At 35.8% G+C, this 19,526-nt stretch carries 21 protein-coding genes and 1 tRNA gene; 7 read left to right on the forward strand and 15 right to left on the reverse strand.

Going from position 1 to position 19,526, the window contains the following annotated elements; genetic code table 11:
* Positions 1-40: 40 nt before the first annotated feature.
* Positions 41-1,177 carry a ribonucleotide-diphosphate reductase subunit beta gene (locus tag NSCAC_RS06360; RefSeq protein WP_197743991.1) on the forward strand — a complete coding sequence of 379 codons (1,137 nt, stop codon included), beginning with the start codon at positions 41-43 and terminating at the stop codon, positions 1,175-1,177.
* Positions 1,178-1,241: 64 nt separating this feature from the next.
* Here NSCAC_RS06360 and NSCAC_RS06365 read toward each other — a convergent pair whose 3' ends face one another.
* Positions 1,242-1,571 carry an exosortase system-associated protein, TIGR04073 family gene (locus NSCAC_RS06365; RefSeq protein WP_232085904.1) on the reverse strand — a complete coding sequence of 110 codons (330 nt, stop codon included), beginning with the start codon at positions 1,569-1,571 and terminating at the stop codon, positions 1,242-1,244.
* 383 nt (positions 1,572-1,954) lie between these two features.
* On the opposite strand from NSCAC_RS06365, the gene NSCAC_RS06370 reads away from it, so the two are divergent.
* Complete coding sequence (locus tag NSCAC_RS06370) at positions 1,955-2,896, forward strand: OmpA family protein (protein WP_197743993.1); 942 nt, start codon at positions 1,955-1,957, stop codon at positions 2,894-2,896.
* A gap of 59 nt (positions 2,897-2,955) precedes the next feature.
* On the opposite strand, the gene NSCAC_RS06375 is transcribed toward NSCAC_RS06370, so the two are convergent.
* The 7 genes from NSCAC_RS06375 to grxD form a co-directional block, all read right to left on the reverse strand.
* Positions 2,956-3,765, reverse strand: coding sequence for a metal ABC transporter permease (locus tag NSCAC_RS06375; RefSeq protein WP_197743994.1), 810 nt, complete (start codon positions 3,763-3,765; stop codon positions 2,956-2,958).
* Positions 3,762-4,508 (reverse strand): metal ABC transporter ATP-binding protein, encoded by a 747-nt coding sequence (locus tag NSCAC_RS06380; RefSeq protein WP_232085905.1) that lies wholly within the window; start codon positions 4,506-4,508, stop codon positions 3,762-3,764. The genes NSCAC_RS06375 and NSCAC_RS06380 overlap by 4 nt, the downstream gene beginning before the upstream one ends.
* Complete coding sequence (locus tag NSCAC_RS06385; RefSeq protein WP_197743995.1) at positions 4,505-5,401, reverse strand: metal ABC transporter solute-binding protein, Zn/Mn family; 897 nt, start codon at positions 5,399-5,401, stop codon at positions 4,505-4,507. Before NSCAC_RS06385 ends, NSCAC_RS06380 begins: the two co-directional genes overlap by 4 nt.
* Positions 5,402-5,578: 177 nt before the next feature.
* Positions 5,579-5,794 carry a hexameric tyrosine-coordinated heme protein gene (locus NSCAC_RS06390; protein ID WP_197743996.1) on the reverse strand — a complete coding sequence of 72 codons (216 nt, stop codon included), beginning with the start codon at positions 5,792-5,794 and terminating at the stop codon, positions 5,579-5,581.
* Between the two features lie 27 nt (positions 5,795-5,821).
* Positions 5,822-8,068 (reverse strand): ATP-dependent Clp protease ATP-binding subunit ClpA, encoded by a 2,247-nt coding sequence (clpA, locus tag NSCAC_RS06395; protein WP_197743997.1) that lies wholly within the window; start codon positions 8,066-8,068, stop codon positions 5,822-5,824.
* 50 nt (positions 8,069-8,118) lie between these two features.
* Positions 8,119-8,457, reverse strand: a complete 339-nt coding sequence (gene clpS, locus NSCAC_RS06400) for an ATP-dependent Clp protease adapter ClpS (RefSeq protein ID WP_197743998.1) — start codon at positions 8,455-8,457, stop codon at positions 8,119-8,121.
* 36 nt (positions 8,458-8,493) lie between these two features.
* The gene (grxD, locus tag NSCAC_RS06405; RefSeq protein WP_269474120.1) at positions 8,494-8,817 is read right to left on the reverse strand and encodes a Grx4 family monothiol glutaredoxin; all 324 of its coding nucleotides are present in this window, start codon (positions 8,815-8,817) and stop codon (positions 8,494-8,496) included.
* Between the two features lie 217 nt (positions 8,818-9,034).
* Here grxD and NSCAC_RS06410 point away from each other — a divergent pair, with 217 nt between their 5' ends.
* The 3 genes from NSCAC_RS06410 (at position 9,035) to argF (ending at position 11,829) form a co-directional block, all read left to right on the forward strand.
* Positions 9,035-9,613 carry a superoxide dismutase gene (locus NSCAC_RS06410; RefSeq protein ID WP_197743999.1) on the forward strand — a complete coding sequence of 193 codons (579 nt, stop codon included), beginning with the start codon at positions 9,035-9,037 and terminating at the stop codon, positions 9,611-9,613.
* Between the two features lie 101 nt (positions 9,614-9,714).
* Entirely contained in the window at positions 9,715-10,896 is a 1,182-nt protein-coding gene (locus tag NSCAC_RS06415) for an aspartate aminotransferase family protein (RefSeq protein WP_197744000.1), read from the forward strand.
* 27 nt (positions 10,897-10,923) lie between these two features.
* On the forward strand, positions 10,924-11,829 hold the full coding sequence (gene argF / locus NSCAC_RS06420; protein WP_197744001.1) for an ornithine carbamoyltransferase: 906 nt from the start codon (positions 10,924-10,926) through the stop codon (positions 11,827-11,829).
* Positions 11,830-11,850: 21 nt separating this feature from the next.
* Here the strand turns inward: argF and murU are convergent, their stop codons facing one another.
* On the reverse strand, positions 11,851-12,516 hold the full coding sequence (murU, locus tag NSCAC_RS06425) for an N-acetylmuramate alpha-1-phosphate uridylyltransferase MurU (protein WP_197744002.1): 666 nt from the start codon (positions 12,514-12,516) through the stop codon (positions 11,851-11,853).
* Positions 12,513-13,442 (reverse strand): aminoglycoside phosphotransferase family protein, encoded by a 930-nt coding sequence (locus NSCAC_RS06430; RefSeq protein WP_232085906.1) that lies wholly within the window; start codon positions 13,440-13,442, stop codon positions 12,513-12,515. The genes murU and NSCAC_RS06430 overlap by 4 nt, the downstream gene beginning before the upstream one ends.
* A gap of 124 nt (positions 13,443-13,566) precedes the next feature.
* Here NSCAC_RS06430 and NSCAC_RS06435 point away from each other — a divergent pair.
* Positions 13,567-13,641: transfer RNA gene (locus tag NSCAC_RS06435), tRNA-Val, on the forward strand.
* Between the two features lie 67 nt (positions 13,642-13,708).
* Here the strand turns inward: NSCAC_RS06435 and NSCAC_RS06440 are convergent.
* The 5 genes from NSCAC_RS06440 to rfbB all read right to left on the reverse strand — a co-directional run bounded on the left by NSCAC_RS06440 (position 13,709) and on the right by rfbB (position 17,946).
* On the reverse strand, positions 13,709-14,398 hold the full coding sequence (locus NSCAC_RS06440) for a hypothetical protein (RefSeq protein ID WP_197744003.1): 690 nt from the start codon (positions 14,396-14,398) through the stop codon (positions 13,709-13,711).
* A gap of 169 nt (positions 14,399-14,567) precedes the next feature.
* A complete protein-coding gene (gene rfbD, locus NSCAC_RS06445; RefSeq protein WP_456298419.1) occupies positions 14,568-15,458 on the reverse strand; it encodes a dTDP-4-dehydrorhamnose reductase in 891 nt (296 codons plus the stop codon).
* Positions 15,452-15,994, reverse strand: a complete 543-nt coding sequence (rfbC, locus tag NSCAC_RS06450) for a dTDP-4-dehydrorhamnose 3,5-epimerase (protein ID WP_197744004.1) — start codon at positions 15,992-15,994, stop codon at positions 15,452-15,454. Before rfbC ends, rfbD begins: the two co-directional genes overlap by 7 nt.
* A 3-nt stretch (positions 15,995-15,997) precedes the next feature.
* Complete coding sequence (gene rfbA, locus NSCAC_RS06455; protein WP_197744005.1) at positions 15,998-16,882, reverse strand: glucose-1-phosphate thymidylyltransferase RfbA; 885 nt, start codon at positions 16,880-16,882, stop codon at positions 15,998-16,000.
* Positions 16,879-17,946, reverse strand: a complete 1,068-nt coding sequence (rfbB, locus tag NSCAC_RS06460) for a dTDP-glucose 4,6-dehydratase (protein WP_197744006.1) — start codon at positions 17,944-17,946, stop codon at positions 16,879-16,881. Before rfbB ends, rfbA begins: the two co-directional genes overlap by 4 nt.
* 92 nt (positions 17,947-18,038) lie before the next feature.
* Between rfbB and glgA the strand changes: the two genes are divergently transcribed.
* Entirely contained in the window at positions 18,039-19,505 is a 1,467-nt protein-coding gene (glgA, locus tag NSCAC_RS06465) for a glycogen synthase GlgA (RefSeq protein WP_197744007.1), read from the forward strand.
* Positions 19,506-19,526 lie beyond the last annotated feature (21 nt).

Here is a 19,526-nt window from a genome sequence, read left to right on the forward strand (position 1 = left end):
ATATATCATACTCCACTAAAAATATTTAAAGAGAAATAAAATGTTAAATTGGGAAGACTCTATTACAGAAGCCAAGAGTGAAAACTCTTGGGCTTTCTCATCATACAATGCAAACCATAATTATATGAATTTTGGCTTTGAGAATATTGATATGGGGGCTGCCAGAATTCAAGTAGATGACAAAAAAATTATTAATTGCCGTGCTGATCTTAACCAACTCGTTCCATTTAAATATGGATGGGCTTGGGAAAAATATTTAAGTGCCTGCGCTAATCATTGGATGCCGCAAGAAATCAATATGAATGCTGACATTGTACTATGGAAAAGTGCACATGGACTAAGTGAAGATGAACGGATAATTATAAAGCGAAATTTAGGTTTTTTTGTAACTGCCGATTCTTTAGTAGCTAATAATTTAGTTCTAGCAGTATACCGTCATATTACTAATCCTGAATGCAGACAATATCTATTACGTCAGGCCTTTGAAGAAGCGTTACACACCCATGCTTATCAGTATTGCGTAGAAAGTTTAAGCTTAGATGAGGGTGAAATTTTTAATATGTATCGAGAAGTACCAGCAGTCGCTCGAAAAACAGAGTGGGCATTACCATTTACTCAGTATCTCTCAGATCCTAATTTTAAAACAGGTACTACGGAAAATGACCAAAAATTACTCAAAGAATTAATTGCTTTTTATGTCATTTTTGAAGGAATCTTCTTCTATGTGGGATTTGTTCAAATTCTTTCCATGGGTCGTCAGAACAAAATGACAGGTACTGCCGAGCAGTTCCAATATATTATGCGTGATGAATCTATGCATATGAATTTTGGAATTGATGTGATAAACCAGATTAAAATTGAGAATCCTCACTTATGGACAAAAGAATTTAAAAACGAGGTTATCTCTATGATTGAAGAAGCTGTGGAGTTAGAAACCCAATATGCTGCTGATACTATGCCTAGAGGTGTTTTAGGCCTTAATGCAACTATGTTTGTAGAGTATCTAAAATATATTGCTAACCGCCGCCTCGCTCAAATTGGTCTTCCAGAGCAATATTTTGGAGTAGATAATCCATTTCCCTGGATGTCAGAAGTTCTTGATTTAAAGAAAGAAAAAAACTTTTTTGAGACAAGAGTAACTGAGTACCAAACAGGTGGTGCTTTAAAGTGGGAATAATTTTCTATTTTAATTAAAAAATTCATGCGGGACGGACTAAAATAAATATAGGCTGTCCCCTTACTTAGGGTCTTAGTCCATAACTGGTATCCTGATCAAGATTTTGAAAAACATACCTAGGATGTATAAAATCTGGAGTTGGAATAAAAAAAGTAGTAAGTTCCCCTACTCCTACTAGAGTACGCCCGATAGCATTACCAATGCCTTTAATAAAACCCCATATAATCCCTATAATGATATTGTCATCATGACTAGTATTCATAACGCTTTTAGGTATTTCTAACCATCCAGTTGTAATATTGATAATTCCACTTCCTAGCTTTCTACCTGCATTTGCACCATAAGTTGGGTTCGCAGCTACCGGTAGAGAAAAACTAAGGAAGGAAAAAGACAAAATTATAAAAAAAATAGTACGTAATATTTTCTTACTCATTGGTCTATATTTCTTCAAAAAATCAAAAACTTAATTTGGGTAGATACTCCAGCTATATTGATAACAATATTTTTATAATCAATAAGTTTAATACTACTCTTATAGTAATCTTAAACTTCTTCCTTAGCTTTGATATATTAACACTTTAGTAGCGTTTATAATGCAGATAAAACCCTAATCTATATCAAAAACTATTTCATAGCTCAGAGTAGTAATATTAAATATGCATACAATAATCACCCGATCATTTATGCTACTCCGAATCATAATTAAATTGCAATTCAGAGGGGGATTATCATAAAAATTAAGACTTATCTAAAAAGATTATAATCAGGGAGATGTTTATGAATAATAAAGATATAACAAAAATTCTAGCAATTTTACCAATACTATTTATCACTTGTGTATCAGCACAACAGCCTATTGAAAGAGATGGGGCGTGGGATAGCTACCCTTATGAGAAAGATTTTGAAGATCATAAAGGTTGGCCAGATTGTGCAGTCATGGAAGGTAATTCTGAAAATAAAAAATACTTACCTGGTAAAGATCAGGTACTAACTTGGACAATTTGCCGATCAGATTCTCCCGATTCTGATCATGATGGTGTATACGATCATATAGATCAATGTCCTGATACTCCTAAGTGGATGGTAGTTGATAAGAAAGGTTGTCCATTGGATACTGATGGTGATGGTGTACCCGATAGTGTAGATCAATGCCCTAATACACCAAAAGGTGCTAAGGTTAATGGAGTAGGTTGTACTGTTAAAGATAGTGACGGTGATGGCGTGCCCGATAGTGCAGATCAATGTCCTAATACACCAAAAGGAGTAGCTGTTGATTCGGTAGGATGCCCATTAGATAGTGATGGTGATGGTATTGCTGATTACTTAGATCAATGCCCCAATACGCCAGCAGGGATTACCGTAAATGATCAAGGCTGCTCTGCTCCTGCAGTGCTTAAAGGTGTTCATTTTGAATTTGACTCAGCACAGCTCACTTTAGAAGCTCAAGACATTTTAAATAACGTTGCTCAATCTCTTCAAAGTTACCCAGAATTGAATATTTCTGTTGCAGGACATACAGATAGTACAGGGCCAGCAATATATAACAAACAGTTATCTCAACTGCGTGCTGAATCTGTGATGAATTACTTAGCCTCTCATGGAGTAGATAAAGCAAAGATGACAGCAATGGGTTATGGCGAGGAACACCCAATAGCTTCTAACCTTACTCGAGATGGGCGCACGCAAAATCGCCGAGTTGAGCTCCAAACATCTAATTAGTTATTAATTATGTAGCGAGGGTTACTTTGTAGCCGTACGTAACCCTCGTTTTTTAATTTCTAGCGTAACTCTATGGCTAATGTTGAAATAAGATAGGCTGCTCCTGTAACTAATACGATTACCGATCCAGTAGGAAGATCTGGCTCATAAGAAATAGCAAGCCCCGTAGTAGTAAAGATTGCTCCTAAGAAGGAAGCAAGAATCATCATCCCTACTAAAGATTTAGTATACTGCCTTGCAATTGCCGCTGGTAGTGCTAGTAAGGCAATGACTAAAATCAAACCTACGATTTGAACTAAAAGCACAACGGTAATTGCAACCATACAAAGAAGAAGTAAATAGAAAAAGATAACAGGTACTCCACGAAGGTAAGCAAACTCCTCATCAAAGCTTATAGCTAAAAATTGCTTATAAAATAAAACAATAATAAAAATAATAGCTATATCTATACCAGCCATTAAATAAAGCTGTTGTTTTGATACCATGAGAATATTTCCAAATAGATATGCCATCAGATCTACATTGTAGCTAGGGGCTTGGGAAATAAAAATAATACCAATAGCCATTCCTATAGACCAAAGTGCACTAATCAGCGTATCTTCTTGTTCTTTCCAGCGTAAATTTACCCAACCTATAACCAGTGCAGCAAGCAAAGCAGCAAGTAAAGCACCTAAAAAGGGATCCTTTCCTAAATAATAGGCAATTCCCATACCTCCTAAAATTGCATGAGCAATGCCTCCCACTAAAAAACTGATACGCTTAACAATTACAAAGCTACCTACTACACCACAACTTAAGCTTGCTAAAATGCCTGCAACTAAAGCATTTTGCAAAAAGGTAGTAGTGATTAACGTTTCCCAAAAATTCATAGCAAATGAATATGATCAATAATACGTACTTTAGTACCATAGAGCTGATCAATTATTTTTCCGCTAATTGTTGCAGTTTCATGGCACACTAAAGTTTGATTTAGGCATGCAACTCGATTTACATAGCGGGAAATAAATCCAATATCATGAGAAACAACAATGATTGTCATTTTTTTATTAAGGGTTTGCAGTAAACGAAAGAAATCCTTTTCTAAACGCACATCTACATGGGCAGTTGGTTCGTCTAAGATAAGTATTTCAGGCTCCGTAGTTAATGCTCTGGCAATTAATACTCGTTGATGTTGCCCTCCGGATAAATCTGATAAAGGTCGCTTGCTTAGCCCTAGTATTTCTACTTGCGCCATTACTTGTTGGGCAATTTCTCTATCTTTTTGAGTATAATTACCAATAATTCTTGTTTTACCTAAGCGACCTTGAAGGACTACGGATTCTACAGTAATTGGAAAGTTATCAATGAAACTATTATGTTGAGGTACATAGCCAATAGTCAATTTTCCTTTTTTAGGCGGAAGACCTAATACTGAAATATAACCTGACAGAGGTGTAAGTAACCCTAAAATAATTTTAAGTAGGGTACTTTTCCCACCTCCGTTAGGACCGATAATACCTAGGAATTCTCCACTATAAATCTCAAGGTTAATATGATCGAGCACTAATGGCCCGTTATAGGAAAAACAAATATCTCTAATTGAGATAGCAGTGTTGATTGAATCCTGATTCACTTCAATACGCTTGCTAACGTAGTAGCCACATGGCGTAAGTTAGCTTCATAATGCTCTGAAAGTGGATCTAAAGAGATAAGTTTTGCACCAATAGATTGGGCTATTAACTGTGCGTGAGTGCGACTAAACTGGTTTTGAATAAAAATCGTTTTAATATTTTTCCTACGACCTAATTCGATGAAAGATGCTAAGGACTTAGCACCTGGCTCTTTACCCTCATGCTCGATAGCAATTTCATGAAGACCATAAGTTCTAGCAAAGTAACGCCAAGCAGGATGAAACACCATAAAATCATGCTGAGTAATACCAGATAAAGTATTACGAATGAATTTATCAAGGTTATTTAAATCTTGAATAAATTGCTGATAATTTTTTTCAAATTGATTTTTATAAGTAGGCTCGGCAGTAATGAGTGTATCTCTAATATTTTTTGCAATAATTTTTACTAGGGGTGGGCTTGTCCAAATATGGGGATCCATGGATTCATACGGAATCCCATTATCTTCTATTTTTTCAGGGAGAGTATCCGCCGAAATGGGTAGTAGGGGTATATCGTTACGGTTATCTATAATCTTAATGTGAGGATTAGTCTTTGCAATAGATTCTAGCCAAATTATTTCAAGAGGTATTCCTATACGGAAGTAAAACTCTGCTTGAGCAAGTTTAACCATTTGTTTAGGAGTAGGATCATAAGTTTCCTCATTCTGTCCTTGTTTTATCATAACAGAGACATGTACTCGACTACCGCCAATACGTTCTATAAAATATTTTTGAGGAATAATACTAACAAAGATAGGGATAGGGTGATTTTCTGCATGAATACACGTACTATGTAATATAGATATTACTAAAAAAATTTTTATTGCAATAGAATAAAACCAGCTAGGCTGCATATTTCATTTAAATTGAGAATTTTTATTCTTATATATCTAGCCGGCTATTAAGAATTTTCTCTTTTTTTTAACTAGAAATTTAAAGTTTAGTTTTTTAAAAAAAACCTAAATAATAAATATTGTATAAATAAAAGACCAATTTTAAGTAAGTTTGGCATTATCTATTTACGCCAGTAATTATTGGCAGCATGCTACTGTTTGAAAATTAATCGCAACCACTTGAGAGGCAGCTGTAAGATCAGAGGCGTTTTCTGCATATTCAGATCGTAACTTATGCAATACTTCTGTATTTGGCTGAGTATACTTTACCCCTCTTCGACTAAGAGTAATAGCTAGTTCAAACCCTTCTTGAGGAGTCTCAGTAATCAATGAGGTTAGCCAGATATCAGCCATAGTGCTTACTCCTTTTTTAAAAAATTATTAGTAAGTTAAATGAAGATTATCTGCAATCAATGTTACTATAACATGACCACCATGGGCTAATTTACCAAATAGTAATTCATCCGCTAAGGGTTTCTTAATTTTTTCTTGAATAAGCCGAGACATGGGACGAGCCCCCATGGTTTCATCATAACCATGCTCCCCTAGCCAGGTTTTTACCTCTGCATCTACCTCTAGAGTAACTTGTTTACTTTGCAGTAACAATTCCAATTCCATTAAAAATTTATCTACCACTCTACCTATAGAGGACTTACTTAACGGTTTAAACTGAATAATAGCGTCTAATCGGTTACGAAGCTCTGGACTAAAGGTGCGTTGAATTGCTCCCATAATATCACTTTCATGATTTTGTTTCGTAAACCCCATGGAACTACGGCTTGCTTCTTGAACGCCTATATTAGAAGTCATCACTAAAGTAATATTACGAAAATCTGCTTTACGCCCATTATTATCAGTTAACATACCATGATCCATGACTTGGAGTAATAGATTAAATATATCTGGATGAGCTTTCTCAATTTCATCAAGCAATAAGACTCCGTGGGGATTTTTGCACACTGCTTCAGTGAGTAACCCCCCTTGGTCGTAGCCTACATAACCGGGAGGAGCCCCAATGAGACGGGAAACAGCATGGCTTTCCATATATTCGGACATATCGAAACGAATAAGTTCAATACCTAGAATATAAGCAAGCTGCCTTGTCACTTCCGTTTTTCCCACTCCTGTGGGTCCAGCAAAGAGAAAAGATCCTACGGGGCGATTACTATCCATTAAGCCAGAGCGTGCCATTTTGACTGCTGAGCTTAATGCTTCAATAGCTGCATCTTGCCCAAAAATCACTCTCTTTAAATTAGATTCTAGGGTTGCTAAGGTTTCTCTATCTGAAAGAGAAATTTGTTTTGGTGGAATCCGTGCTATTTTAGCAATTACTGCTTGTGCATCCTGTGCACTAATTACTTTCTTGCGCTTGGAAATAGGTAATAACTGCTGGTAAGCACCACACTCATCAAGTACATCAATGGCTTTATCTGGAAGGTGGCGATCATGGATATAGCGATTTGAAAGCTCAGCGGCAGTACGTAAAGCTGCTTGAGAAAAGCGAACTTTATGGTGTTCTTCTAATCTAGATTTTAACCCTTGTAAAATCTGTATTGCTTCTTCTACTGAAGGTTCAGGAATATCAATTTTCTGAAAACGACGTGCTAAAGCTCGATCTTTTTCAAAAATATTACGATATTCTTGATAAGTAGTAGAGCCAATGCATTTTAATTCACCAGAAGTAAGTGCCGGTTTGATTAAGTTAGAAGCATCCATAACACTACCCGATGCAGATCCTGCACCAATAATAGTATGGATTTCATCAATAAATAAAATAGATTCTTTTTCGTTTTTAAGTTGGAATAGTATCCCTTTAAATCTTTTCTCAAAATCCCCACGGTATTTTGTACCTGCTAGCAATGCCCCCATATCTAAGCTATAGACAGTACAGTTCTGTAGAATATCTGGAATGTCCTTCTCAGTAATTTTCCATGCCAATCCTTCAGCAAGTGCTGTTTTACCTACACCTGCCTCACCTACAAGTAAAGGATTATTTTTTCTTCTTCGACATAGAATTTGAGTAATACGTTCTAATTCATTAGAGCGCCCAATAAGAGGGTCAATTTTTCCTTGAGCAGCTAATATATTAAGATTAGCTGCATAAATCTCTAGTGGGGTTTTTCCAAGAGGGCTTGTATGCGTTGTTTCTGTTTCTTCTGAAGCTTGAGGTGATTCTCCGCTTTCTTCCTGAGATTCAACCTTACTAATTCCGTGGGAAATATAGTTGATAATATCTAATCGAGTGGTATGTTGCCGCTTTAAAAAATATACTGCTTGAGATTTCTGCTCTCCATAGATAGCTACTAGTATATTGGCGCCTGTAACTTCTTTTTGACCTGAGGACTGAGCTTGAAGTACAGCCCTCTGTAAAACTCGTTGAAATCCTAAGGTAGGTTGAGTATCACGATTATCCTGATTAGATAATAACGGCGTTGTTTCATTTAAAAATGAAGTAATTTCTTCTCTTAACTGTTCTAAATTTACATTACAAGCACGGAGTACAGCAGTAGCTGACTCATTATCTAGCATAGCAAGTAAAAGATGCTCTATTGTTAAATACTCGTGCATTTTCTCTCGAGCACCTTTAAAGGCCTGGTTTAAACTTACTTCAAGATCCTTACTTAACATAGTAAGTTATTTTATAAAATCCCAAATAGATACAAAAATAAATAAGAAAGTTATGTTTTCTCTAAGACACATTTTAGAGGGTGTTGATGCTCTCCTGAGTATTCATTTACCTGAGCTACTTTCGTTTCAGCTATTTCATAGGTAAATATACCGCAAATACCTTTTCCCTCTGTATGAATCTGCCACATGATACGAGTAGCCTGATCTAAGCCCATAGCAAAAAAAAACTGTAATACTTTAACCACAAATTCCATTGGGGTATAATCGTCATTTAGCATAACCACCTTATACATAGATGGTTTTTTAAGCTCTGGTTTTTCAACTTCAGGCTTTATAGCATCTGCAATAGATTCACCGGGTTTTTCTCTACTTAAATAAACTGTACACATTAGTTATCTGCTATTAAAGAATATCTCTCAATATTTTTAAGTATTTTTAGCAGTAGCTGTTTCAGTAATTTTTTTAAGCTCTCCTTTCTCAAATAGCTCTATAATAATATCACAGCCTCCTATTAACTCCCCATTTACAAACAACTGGGGAAAAGTAGGCCAATTTGAATACTGAGGTAAATGAGAACGAATATCTGGGTTAGAAAGGATATCCACATGAGCAAATTCTATACCACTGGCTTGAAGCGCTTGAACTGCTCTGCTAGAAAAACCACACTGGGGAAATTGCGGATCACCTTTCATGAATAAAACGATAGGGTTTGTTTCTATAATTTCTTTAATTTGTTCTATAACGCCCATAATATACCTCCAAAAAAGTGAGAGTTACTAAGACAAATAAACTTATTTTGATAAATGAGACTTAAGTTTAATGATCAGTTTAGTATAATTCCACTTAGAAATATCTTACCTATAATTAGAATTCTGTTGCAGATATGTCTAGTATGACCTTGTGTAACCATAAGGTTTTTAGTGTTAGTTATACCATATTTTTTAATACAATACAGGAGATTTACTTATGACTCATCGTTTACCAGATCTTCCTTATCCAATAGATTCTTTAGAACCTTACCTTTCTAAAGAAACCTTAGAATACCATTATGGTAAACACCACCAAACTTATATAGATAAACTAAATGGGTTAATTGCTGGTACAGAGTTTGAACACTCTTCTTTAGAAGAGATTATTACTAAATCTTCTGGAGGTGTTTTTAATAATAGTGCACAGGTCTGGAATCACACTTTCTATTGGAATTGTCTAACTCCCCAAGGAAAAGGATCACCAAGTGAAGATCTATTAACTATCATTAATAAAAATTTTGGCTCTTTTGCAGAATTTAAGGAGAAGTTTAGCCAAACTGCAATTACTCTTTTTGGATCCGGTTGGACTTGGCTTATCAAAAATGCCAGTGGATCTCTTGAAATTACTACAACAGCTAATGCAGGTAATCCACTGACAGAGGGGAAAACCCCTCTGCTAACTTGCGATGTTTGGGAACATGCTTATTACGTAGATTATCGTAATGCTCGCCCACAGTATGTAGAATCTTTCTGGAAAATTGTTAACTGGGATTTTGTTGCTAGTAATAATCGTTAAAAAATAAATTTAAAATTACTTCACCGTGGCAGCCTTAAATTTATTTGGCTGCCATTATCTTTTAGTATAGCTAGAATTTAATTAGAGTATTTACATAATCAATGAGCGAATCATTAATGTTAGCCTATAACCGCTTACCTGTTGCATTTGAGTACGGTAGGGGAGCTTGGTTATGGGATACTGAAGGAAATCAATACCTAGATGCATTAGCAGGGGTTGCAGTTTGCGGACTAGGCCACGCCCATCCTGCAGTAGTGGCAGCTATTCAAGATCAAGCAAAAAAATTACTTCATACTTCTAATATTTATTGTATTTCTCTACAAGAAAATTTAGCAAATCGCCTAACAGCTTTGTCTGGTATGGATCGTGTCTTTTTTTCTAACTCTGGTGCAGAAGCTAATGAAGCTGCTCTTAAAATTGCCCGCCGTTATGGGCATAACCAAGGGGTTGATAATCCAAAAATTGTTGTAATGACAAGCAGTTTTCATGGGCGAACTTTAGCTACGCTAAGTGCAACTGGAAACCCTAAAGTTCAAGCAGGTTTTGAGCCTCTTGTTCAAAATTTTATTCGAGTTCCTTATAATGATATTACTGCATTAAAAAATCTTCCTAAAGAAGCTTGCCAAGAAATTGTTGCTATATTACTTGAGCCAGTTCAAGGAGAGGGGGGAGTTATTGTGCCAGATGAGGATTATTTAGATCAAATACGTCTCATTTGTAACCAGCAAGGCTGGCTAATGATGCTAGATGAAGTGCAAACAGGGCTATGTCGTACAGGGCAATGGTTTGCTTTTCAGCATAGTAAAGCTCAACCAGATGTGATTACCCTTGCAAAGAGTCTCGGTGGTGGTATACCTATTGGAGCTTGTCTTGCTCGAGGAGTTGCAGCTGAAGTAATACAACCAGGATCTCATGGATCTACATGTGGAGGTAATCCTTTAGCATGTCGTTCTGCTTTAGCAGTTTTAGATACCCTAGAGCAAGCTAATTTAGCTAGCCGTGCTGCTCAACTAGGACAAAGAATGATCCAATCTTTCCAAACAATGTTTGGGGAATTACCGCAAGTTAAGGCAATTCGAGGTAAAGGGTTAATGATGGGTATTGAATTAGATCGACCTTGTGGTGTGCTCATGTCTCATGCTCTAGCTGATGGGTTGCTGATTAATGTTACTGCTAGTAATGTGATACGATTACTTCCTCCTTTAATTATTACCGATGAAGAATCCGATATTATTGCTTCAAAATTAAATAATCTAATTAGATCTTTTCTCAAAAACTCCTAGATTTCAAACATAGTTAGAGAAAAAACTATGGCAATAAAACATTTTTTAACTTTATTTGATTTATCTACTCAAGAATTAGATCATCTTATTCAGCGAGCAATTGAACTTAAAATGCTTCAGAAATCAAGAGAAATCTACGAGCCATTAAAAAATAAAGTATTGGGTATGTTTTTTGAAAAATCCTCTACTCGTACTCGTGTTTCTTTTGAGGTAGCTATGACTCAATTTGGAGGTAGTGCTATTTTTCTATCACCAAGAGACACCCAATTAGGCCGAGGTGAATCGATTGAGGATACTGCTCGTGTTCTCTCTAGAATGATAGATGGTTTAATGGTACGTACTTTTTCTCATACCACTTTAGAGTGTTTTGCAGCCTATTCTCAAGTACCTGTGATTAATGCACTTACTGATCTTTACCACCCTTGTCAATTGCTTGCAGATATTCAAACTTATACAGAACATAGAGGTAGTATTCAAGGACAAACTGTTGCGTGGGTAGGCGATGGTAATAATATGTGCCACTCTTATATTAGTGCTGCGCAACAATTTGGGTTTAAATTACATATTGCTACACCAATAGGCTATGAACCTAACGCTGATCTTTTAAAAAATACAGAAAAGTATATCCAATTGACTTCTGATCCTAAAGAAGCGGTTGCAAATGCTAATTTAGTAGTGACAGATTCTTGGGCAAGTATGGGACAAGAACAGGAAAAAGAGCAGAGATCTAGCGATTTTAAAAACTACCAAGTTAACAGAAAACTAATAGCTTTAGCTAAAAAAGATGCACTCTTTATGCATTGCCTACCTGCTTATCGAGGAAAAGAAGTGACTGCTGATGTGATTGATGGGAATCAAAGCGTAGTATGGGATGAGGCAGAAAATCGTCTCCATGCTCAGAAGGCTTTATTAGAAAAACTAATGGTAAACTAGAGCATCAATTAACTAATTTAGTTAAGCTAAAGTTAAATGTTGTGCTAGGGTAAATAAATTCTCTGGCGTTCCTATATCACGCCATTCTCCTTGATAATATTCTCCTGTTACCAAATTTCGGCAAGCCATTTCTCGTAATAAGGGCGCTAAGGGAAATCGTCCAGGAAAGCAGTGCGTAAACAATCTTGGGTGGTAAACAGCAATACCACTAAAAGTAAGTCGCTTATCTTCTTTTGTAGTAACTTGGTTACCGCATAAGGCGAAATCTCCTTGTGGATGGTGACTAGGGTTATCTACCAAAATAAGATGGGCAAGACTCCTAAAATTAGTTTTAAGATTAGCAAAAGGGTAATCGGTCCAGATATCCCCATTAACTACTAAGAATGGTTCTTTTCCTAGCAAAGAAAGGGCATGATAAATACCACCTCCTGTTTCTAACCCTTCGTCTTGCTCAGGAGAGTAGTCAATATGTACCCCATAGTATTGACCATCCCCCAAATAAGATTCGATTTGTTCCCCTAAATAAGCGTGGTTAATGACTAATTCAGTAAATCCTGCTTTAGCAAGTGATTGAATAATATATTCAATAAGCCGATGAGATCCTACTTGAAGTAAGGGTTTAGGTGTATCGTCTGTTAAAGGTCGCATTCGCTTTCCACGACCTGCAGCTAGTATCATTGCTTTCACTGCAAAACCATATCAGATTGAGGTAGAGATTGTAGGATTTTATTTAAATCTACTAACTCATTATACTGACTCCCTACTCTAATTATATATGCTAAAGTTCTAGGAATATCTTTTAAGTAATTAGGTTTATGATCTCGATAATTCAGGCGGGCAAAAATACCTATCGCTTTCAAATGCCTTTGAATACCCATCCAATCAAACCAATATAAAAATTCATTCAAATCCTGCCCTACGGGAATGTTCAGTTGAGCTGCTTTGTTTCTATACGTAGATACCCAACCTGCTATTTTTTCTTGTGGCCAAGCAATATAACAATCCCGCAGTAAAGAAACTAAATCGTAAGTTACAGGGCCTTTAACAGCATCTTGGAAATCTAAAATACCAGGATTATTTTGATTAGTGATCATTAAATTTCGAGAATGATAATCTCGATGCACAAATACTTGGGGCTGATTTAATACTATATTTACTAATAAATTAAATATGGAATCAAGTTCTGTAGTCATTTGAATCCCTAAATGACACCCTAGGTACCAATCTTTAAACAACTCCATTTCTTGGAGTAACAATTTACGGCTATAGGGTCTTAAATCCGCACTATTAGTACCTTTGCTTTGTAATATTAAAAGAGCAGAAATTGCGTCCTCATAAAGTGTTTGTGCACTATTTACATTTAAAAAATCCAAATATTGGTCAGATCCTAAGTCAGTCAACAGTAAAAATCCTTGTGCTAAATCTTGGGATAAAATTCTAGGTACATTTAACCCTAATTTATTTAATTTATTAGCAATATAAATAAAATTGGTACACCCCTCCTTCTCTGGTGGGGCATCCATTATAATCAAAGATTCTTTTTGGGGCTGAAAAAGACGAAAATAACGACGAGCACTAGCATCTCCTGCAACAGGAGTTAAAGAGTAGTGCATAAAATTTAGTTCTTGAAGCCAGTATTTTATCGCCTCAAGGCGTGTATCTAATATCAGAAGATATCTCTATATTAATTGATCTTAGGGGAAATTATATCGTAAAATCTGGTTACATTTTACATTTGGGCGATTAGCTCAGAGGGAGAGCACTGCCTTCACACGGCAGGGGTCACTGGTTCGATCCCAGTATCGCCCACCACTTAACTGAGTACTATATAAGCTCTAGCACAATTTGATTGTGTTAGAGCTTATCGATCGATATGTAACTAAATACTTAAAAATAATACCTTAGGTTGGCGGTAGTAGAACCATCCTAAAATAAAAAATCCTATGTTAAAAAGCCAAAAAACATGGGGTTCTGGAATAGAAGAAGATTGAGCAAGGGTAAAAAGCCCTAGTGCGTTTGTTTGACCACCACCGCAAGTAGTATTACCTCCGCAAAAGTTACCTGCATCAGCACCCACAGTAATATTTTCACTTGCAGTAGAAAAATCGATATTATTATATATACCTTGGATATTTATACTGCCAAAGAGTTGATTATCCAAGTTAAGATCTACATTAAAGGAATTAAAAGATTGGTTGGGAGAACCACCTACCTTAGTAGTATCTCCATTAAAAGAAGCTATCGCTTTTACACCATTTTTATCCATTAGATCAAAGGAAAAAGAGATTTCAGGCGCTAGTCCTTCTGCTTGAAGATCACTCATATTAATCCCACCACCACTTAGAGCACTTGAGCTACTATTCCATGCTGATGAAGGGATAGAATAATTATAATTACTACCTAGTTGATATGAATTACCATGAATAATAATTTGCCCACCTGTAATCCATATATCATCCCCTGAAGGAAGGACCTGAGAATTAGGTACCCAATTATAAATCAATGTTCCATAGGCTATATTTATGCTTGTAGCTATACTCAGTACTAGCATTAATAATTTTTTTGTCATACTAAGGTATCCTTTAATTTATTAAAACCAGCAGAATTTATACCGCTGAAGCTTTTTTTGAAAAATATAAGGATTGTTACTGAGTAGTAATATACTATATTCATGATTATATAGTTTAATTTTTTTATAGCTAACTATTTGTGTCAGTTAGTTATAAAAATAAGTGGGATTAGGATAAAAGCAAATCTAATCCTAAATTCCAATCAGGAAGTGTGATACCAAAAGTATTTTGAATATGAGTGTTATCAAGACAGGAAAATCTAGGTCTTTTTGCTAAGGTAGGATAATCAGAAGTTGGAATAGGAATAATTTGAGCTTGGTTGCTATTTTGTAAATTAATTCTATTGTTAATAGCCTGAGCAAATTCATGCCATGAAATTTCTCCTTTACAGCTTAAGTGATAAATCCCTGAATATTCATTAATGTAATTTGCAATACCTCCTCGTGTTTGAGCAATAACCTGGGCTGTAGCCTCAGCAATAAATCTGCTCCAAGTAGGGGTACCAAACTGATCGTTGACTACTTGGATTGTTTTTTGCTCTTTAATAAGTCGCTGCATCGTGAGCAAAAAGTTATGACCTCTTAACCCATAGACCCAACAGGTACGAAAAATTAGATAGTTACCCCCTATTTCAGTAATAGCTTTTTCTCCAGCTAGCTTAGTTTTTCCATAGGTATTAATCGGATTAGGAATATCTCCCTCTTGGTAAGGAGTATTATTTTTTCCATTAAATACATAATCTGTAGAGTAATGAATTAAAGCAGCATCTAGCTCTTTAGCGATTTCTGCTAAAATCCCAGGTGCAGTGCCATTAACAGTCATAGCCAATTTTTGTTCTTCTTCCGCTTTATCTACTTGGGTATAGGCAGCTGCATTAATAATTAAATTGGGGCGATACGCCATAAGGCAAGAGCGAATGGTTTCTAGTTTAGATAAATCAAGTTGAGATCGTCCTAAAGGGATAATCTTTCCTAAAGATGCAAAGGTTCGCTGCAATTCCCAGCCTACCTGACCGTAGGAACCAAGAATAATAATCCTGGGGTAGGTATTAATTAAAATAGTTCCGCTTCCTTAAAAGACTGACCTGCTTGATCTTTTACAGATACCACAGGTTTTTCTGATAGAGGCCAATGAATATCGAGAGTAGGATCATCCCAACAAATGCACCGTTCATATTCAGATACATAGTAATCAGTTGTTTTGTAGAGGAATTCTGCATATTCACTAAGCACAAGAAATCCATGAGCGAATCCTGCAGGTATCCAAAGTTGTTGCTTATTTTCTGCAGATAAGTAATAGCCTATCCAATGACCAAAATAAGAAGAATTTTTTCTTAAGTCTACAGCCACATCAAACACCTCCCCGATTACTACTCGTACTAACTTGCCTTGAGGCTGTTTTATTTGATAATGAAGCCCTCGTAAAACGCCTTTTTTTGACTGAGAATGATTATCTTGAACAAACTGAATTTCTTTATTTAAGGAGTTATTAAGTTTTTTATTGTGGTAGCTCTCGAAAAAAAAACCTCGATCATCTTCAAATACTTTAGGTTTAAGGAGGAACACATCAGGAATTTTTGTAGGAAATACTTCCATAGTCTAGAGTAAATAATTTTTTTCTTGTAATAGCCTCAATAAATAGCTTCCATAGCTACTTTTTTGCAAGGACTGGGCTAAACACTCAAGATTTTCAGCATTAATATAACCCATTCGGTAAGCAATTTCTTCAGGACAAGCTATTTTGAGTCCTTGTCTTTTTTCTATAGTTTGAATAAACAAAGCCGCTTCTAAAAGAGAATCATGAGTACCTGCATCAAGCCAAGTCATTCCTCGCCCCATGATTTCTACAAATAAAGATTCATTTTTTAAATAATACTGATTAATATCAGTAATTTCTAACTCTCCTCTTGCCGATGGAGCTAAATTTTTAGCAATTTCTACTACTTGGTTATCATAAAAATAAACTCCTGTTATGGCGTAACAGGATTTGGGTACGGAGGGCTTTTCTTCAATACTTACGATTTTATGATAGTGATCAAATTCAATTACACCATATCGCTCTGGATCATAGACAGGATAGGCAAATACAGTAGCTCCTTGCTGCCGATCTCTAGCGTTTTTCAATAGGGTTGAGAGATCCTCTCCATGAAAAATATTATCTCCAAGAATCAGCGCACAAGGACTCTCTTTAATAAAATTTTTTCCTAAAATAAAAGCCTGTGCAATCCCTGCAGGGTAAAGTTGCACCTGGTATGTAAAATTTACCCCCCATTGTTCTCCTGAGCCTAATAATTGCTCTAGTACTGGCAAGTCTCGTGGAGTTGAAATAATTAGAATCTCTCTAATTCCCCCTAGCATTAAAGTAGAAAGGGGGTAATAAATCATAGGTTTATCATAGATAGGTAAAAGCTGTTTACAAATGGGTTGTGTAATAGGATATAAGCGAGTACCTAAACCGCCAGCTAGAATAATTCCTTTACTCATAAACTTATTCTATCTGTTCCTAATCGCTCTCTTTGATAAGTTTTTAAACTCATTTGGCACCAGTCTTGATTATCTCTATACCATGCAATAGTTTTATGGAGTCCAGTAATAAAACTTTCTTGAGGCTGCCAGCCCAATTCTTTAGTAATTTTACTAGCATCAATAGCATAGCGTAGGTCATGACCAGGTCGATCGGTCACATGAGTGATTAAAGAACAGTGAGGAGTATAGGAAGAGTAAGGAAATAACTCATCAAAAATTTGGCAGATAGTCTCTACTACTTCTCTATTAGTTTTTTCGTTATGACCTCCAATATTATAAGTTTCACCAGGTGTTCCTCTATCTAATACCAAGTGCAAAGCTCGTACATGATCATCTACATAAAGCCAATCTCGAATATTATCCCCTTGCCCATAAATGGGAAGGGATTTTCCTTCAAGCCCATTTAGAATCATTAATGGGATAAGTTTCTCTGGAAATTGATAAGGACCATAATTATTAGAGCAATTAGTGATTAAAATGGGTAACCCATAAGTATGATACCAAGCCCTTACTAAGTGATCAGAGCTAGCTTTGCTCGCTGCATAAGGAGAATTAGGACAATAAGGGGAGTATTCTTTGAATAATCCTTCCTTTCCTAGAGAGCCAAATACTTCATCGGTAGAGATATGGTGGAATCGAAACCGAGTTTGAGATTTTTGATCAAGGGTTTGCCAATAGCTAAGCGTTGCTTCTAGTAAGTAATAAGTACCTAAAATATTAGTATTAATAAAATCAATAGGGCTATCAATAGATCGATCCACATGGGATTCAGCTGCCAAGTTCATCACAGCACTTGGCTGATACTTAGTAAATAGCTCTGTTATAATTTCAAAGTTACTAATATCGGCATGAATAAATTGGTGTTGAGGATGGGAGGCAACTGATTTTAGAGATTCTAAGCTACCTGCATAAGTAAGTTTATCTATATTAACAATACGATATTTGGTATTTTCAATAAAGTAGCGTACTAATGTAGAGCCAATGAAGCCTGCACCACCAGTAATAAGTATGGTTTGATTCATATATTAATAATTAATTTTAATGCTAAAGGTGAAATTATTCATTGGCAAAAATTAATTAAATCATAGCAAATTATTCGATTTGGGATATCAACGTGTATAAAGTTTTATTTGCAGCAAGTGAGGTTCATCCTCTAATAAAAACCGGCGGTTTAGGAGATGTAGCAGGTATTTTACCTACGGCACTCTTTAAACTAGGGTGGGATGTAGGTGTTATTTTACCTGCTTACCCAAACTGCAAACAACAGCTTAAAAACCTTGTACAAGTTACCTCTTTATCTATTCCATCTGTAACTACGCCAGTCATTATTTTAAAAGGAGAGTTACCAGGTGTGCCTGTTACTTTTTGGCTAGTAGATAGTCCACGTCATTTTAATCGCCCAGGTAATCCCTATATAGGTGAAAATGGACAAGAATGGCCAGATAATGCCGATCGCTTTGCTACCTTTTGTAAAGCAATCGTACATGGTTTTGTTACCTATCCAAACCTAGACTGGAAACCTGATGTTATTCACTGTAATGATTGGCATACTGGGCTAATTCCTCCTTTATTAGATTCGGTAGCAAATAGACCCGTTACTATGTTTACTATTCATAATCTAAGTTATCAAGGGGTATTTCCCTATGCCACATTTCAGGAATTACAACTCCCAAACCATCTGTGGTTATCCTCTGCTCTAGCATTTCATAATCAGCTCTCTTTTATGAAAGGTGGATTAATATTTTCTGATTGGCTAACCACAGTTAGTCCAAGTTACGCAAAGGAAATTATGACTCCAGAACTAGGCTGTGGCTTAGATGATATATTACGCCAGCGCTTTAAGAATCTTACGGGTATATTAAACGGAGCAGACTATGATCGGTGGGATCCAGTTCAAGATTCTTTAATTGAAAAGCCTTATAATAAAGAGAGTTGGTACGACAAAGTTAAAAATAAGCTAGCATTACAGCGTCAATTTCATTTACCTGAAAATAAAAAAATTCCTATGTTTGGCTTTATAGGGAGATTAGTTACCCAAAAAGGAATTGATTTAATTATTAAAATTTTACCCAAGATTATTTCAGAGCAAATTCAAATTATTTTTCTTGGAGAAGGAGAAGAATATTATCAATCCTGTTTAGAAACGCTTGCTAGAAAATATCCTGAAAAAATAGGATTATCTCTTGGTTATAGCGAAACTCTTGCCCATAGTATTCAAGCTGGGGTAGATATTTTTCTTATGCCTTCTTATTTTGAACCTTGTGGGCTTACTCAAATTTATGCTCTACGCTATGGTACGATTCCTATCGTACATAAAGTAGGCGGACTTGCCGATACAATTATAGATGCAACACCAGAGAATTTGGATCGAGAACTAGCGACAGGTTTTATATTTAACAATCCTACTTCTAGTGAACTATTACATGCTATTGAGCGATGCCTTCATTTATACGCCCAACCTTATTTATGGCAAAAATTAATACTCACTGGAATGGCACAAGACTTTAATTGGAAAAATAGTGCTAAACGCTATCTTGAGCTTTATTACAAACTACTTCAAAGCCGTTCTACTATAGAGTAATACCTTTAAAGGTTATATTGA

The sequence above is a fragment of the Candidatus Nitrosacidococcus tergens genome (assembly GCF_902810445.1).
Lineage (GTDB): Bacteria > Pseudomonadota > Gammaproteobacteria > Nitrosococcales > Nitrosococcaceae > Nitrosacidococcus > Nitrosacidococcus tergens.

Excerpts from the sequence above, each read along its gene's own strand:
- clpS (WP_197743998.1), bottom strand. The coding sequence starts at position 8,457 with ATGTGTACAGTTTATTTAAGTAGAGAAAAACCCGGTGAATCTATTGCA.
- NSCAC_RS06440 (WP_197744003.1), bottom strand. The coding sequence starts at position 14,398 with ATGACAAAAAAATTATTAATGCTAGTACTGAGTATAGCTACAAGCATA.
- grxD (WP_269474120.1), bottom strand. The coding sequence starts at position 8,817 with ATGGGCGTTATAGAACAAATTAAAGAAATTATAGAAACAAACCCTATC.
- NSCAC_RS06375 (WP_197743994.1), bottom strand. The coding sequence starts at position 3,765 with ATGAATTTTTGGGAAACGTTAATCACTACTACCTTTTTGCAAAATGCT.
- clpA (WP_197743997.1), bottom strand. The coding sequence starts at position 8,068 with ATGTTAAGTAAGGATCTTGAAGTAAGTTTAAACCAGGCCTTTAAAGGT.
- NSCAC_RS06430 (WP_232085906.1), bottom strand. The coding sequence starts at position 13,442 with ATGCACTACTCTTTAACTCCTGTTGCAGGAGATGCTAGTGCTCGTCGT.
- NSCAC_RS06385 (WP_197743995.1), bottom strand. The coding sequence starts at position 5,401 with ATGCAGCCTAGCTGGTTTTATTCTATTGCAATAAAAATTTTTTTAGTA.
- NSCAC_RS06360 (WP_197743991.1), top strand. The coding sequence starts at position 41 with ATGTTAAATTGGGAAGACTCTATTACAGAAGCCAAGAGTGAAAACTCT.
- rfbC (WP_197744004.1), bottom strand. The coding sequence starts at position 15,994 with ATGGAAGTATTTCCTACAAAAATTCCTGATGTGTTCCTCCTTAAACCT.
- NSCAC_RS06415 (WP_197744000.1), top strand. The coding sequence starts at position 9,715 with ATGAGCGAATCATTAATGTTAGCCTATAACCGCTTACCTGTTGCATTT.
- rfbB (WP_197744006.1), bottom strand. The coding sequence starts at position 17,946 with ATGAATCAAACCATACTTATTACTGGTGGTGCAGGCTTCATTGGCTCT.
- NSCAC_RS06410 (WP_197743999.1), top strand. The coding sequence starts at position 9,035 with ATGACTCATCGTTTACCAGATCTTCCTTATCCAATAGATTCTTTAGAA.
- NSCAC_RS06390 (WP_197743996.1), bottom strand. The coding sequence starts at position 5,794 with ATGGCTGATATCTGGCTAACCTCATTGATTACTGAGACTCCTCAAGAA.
- NSCAC_RS06370 (WP_197743993.1), top strand. The coding sequence starts at position 1,955 with ATGAATAATAAAGATATAACAAAAATTCTAGCAATTTTACCAATACTA.
- argF (WP_197744001.1), top strand. The coding sequence starts at position 10,924 with ATGGCAATAAAACATTTTTTAACTTTATTTGATTTATCTACTCAAGAA.
- rfbA (WP_197744005.1), bottom strand. The coding sequence starts at position 16,882 with ATGAGTAAAGGAATTATTCTAGCTGGCGGTTTAGGTACTCGCTTATAT.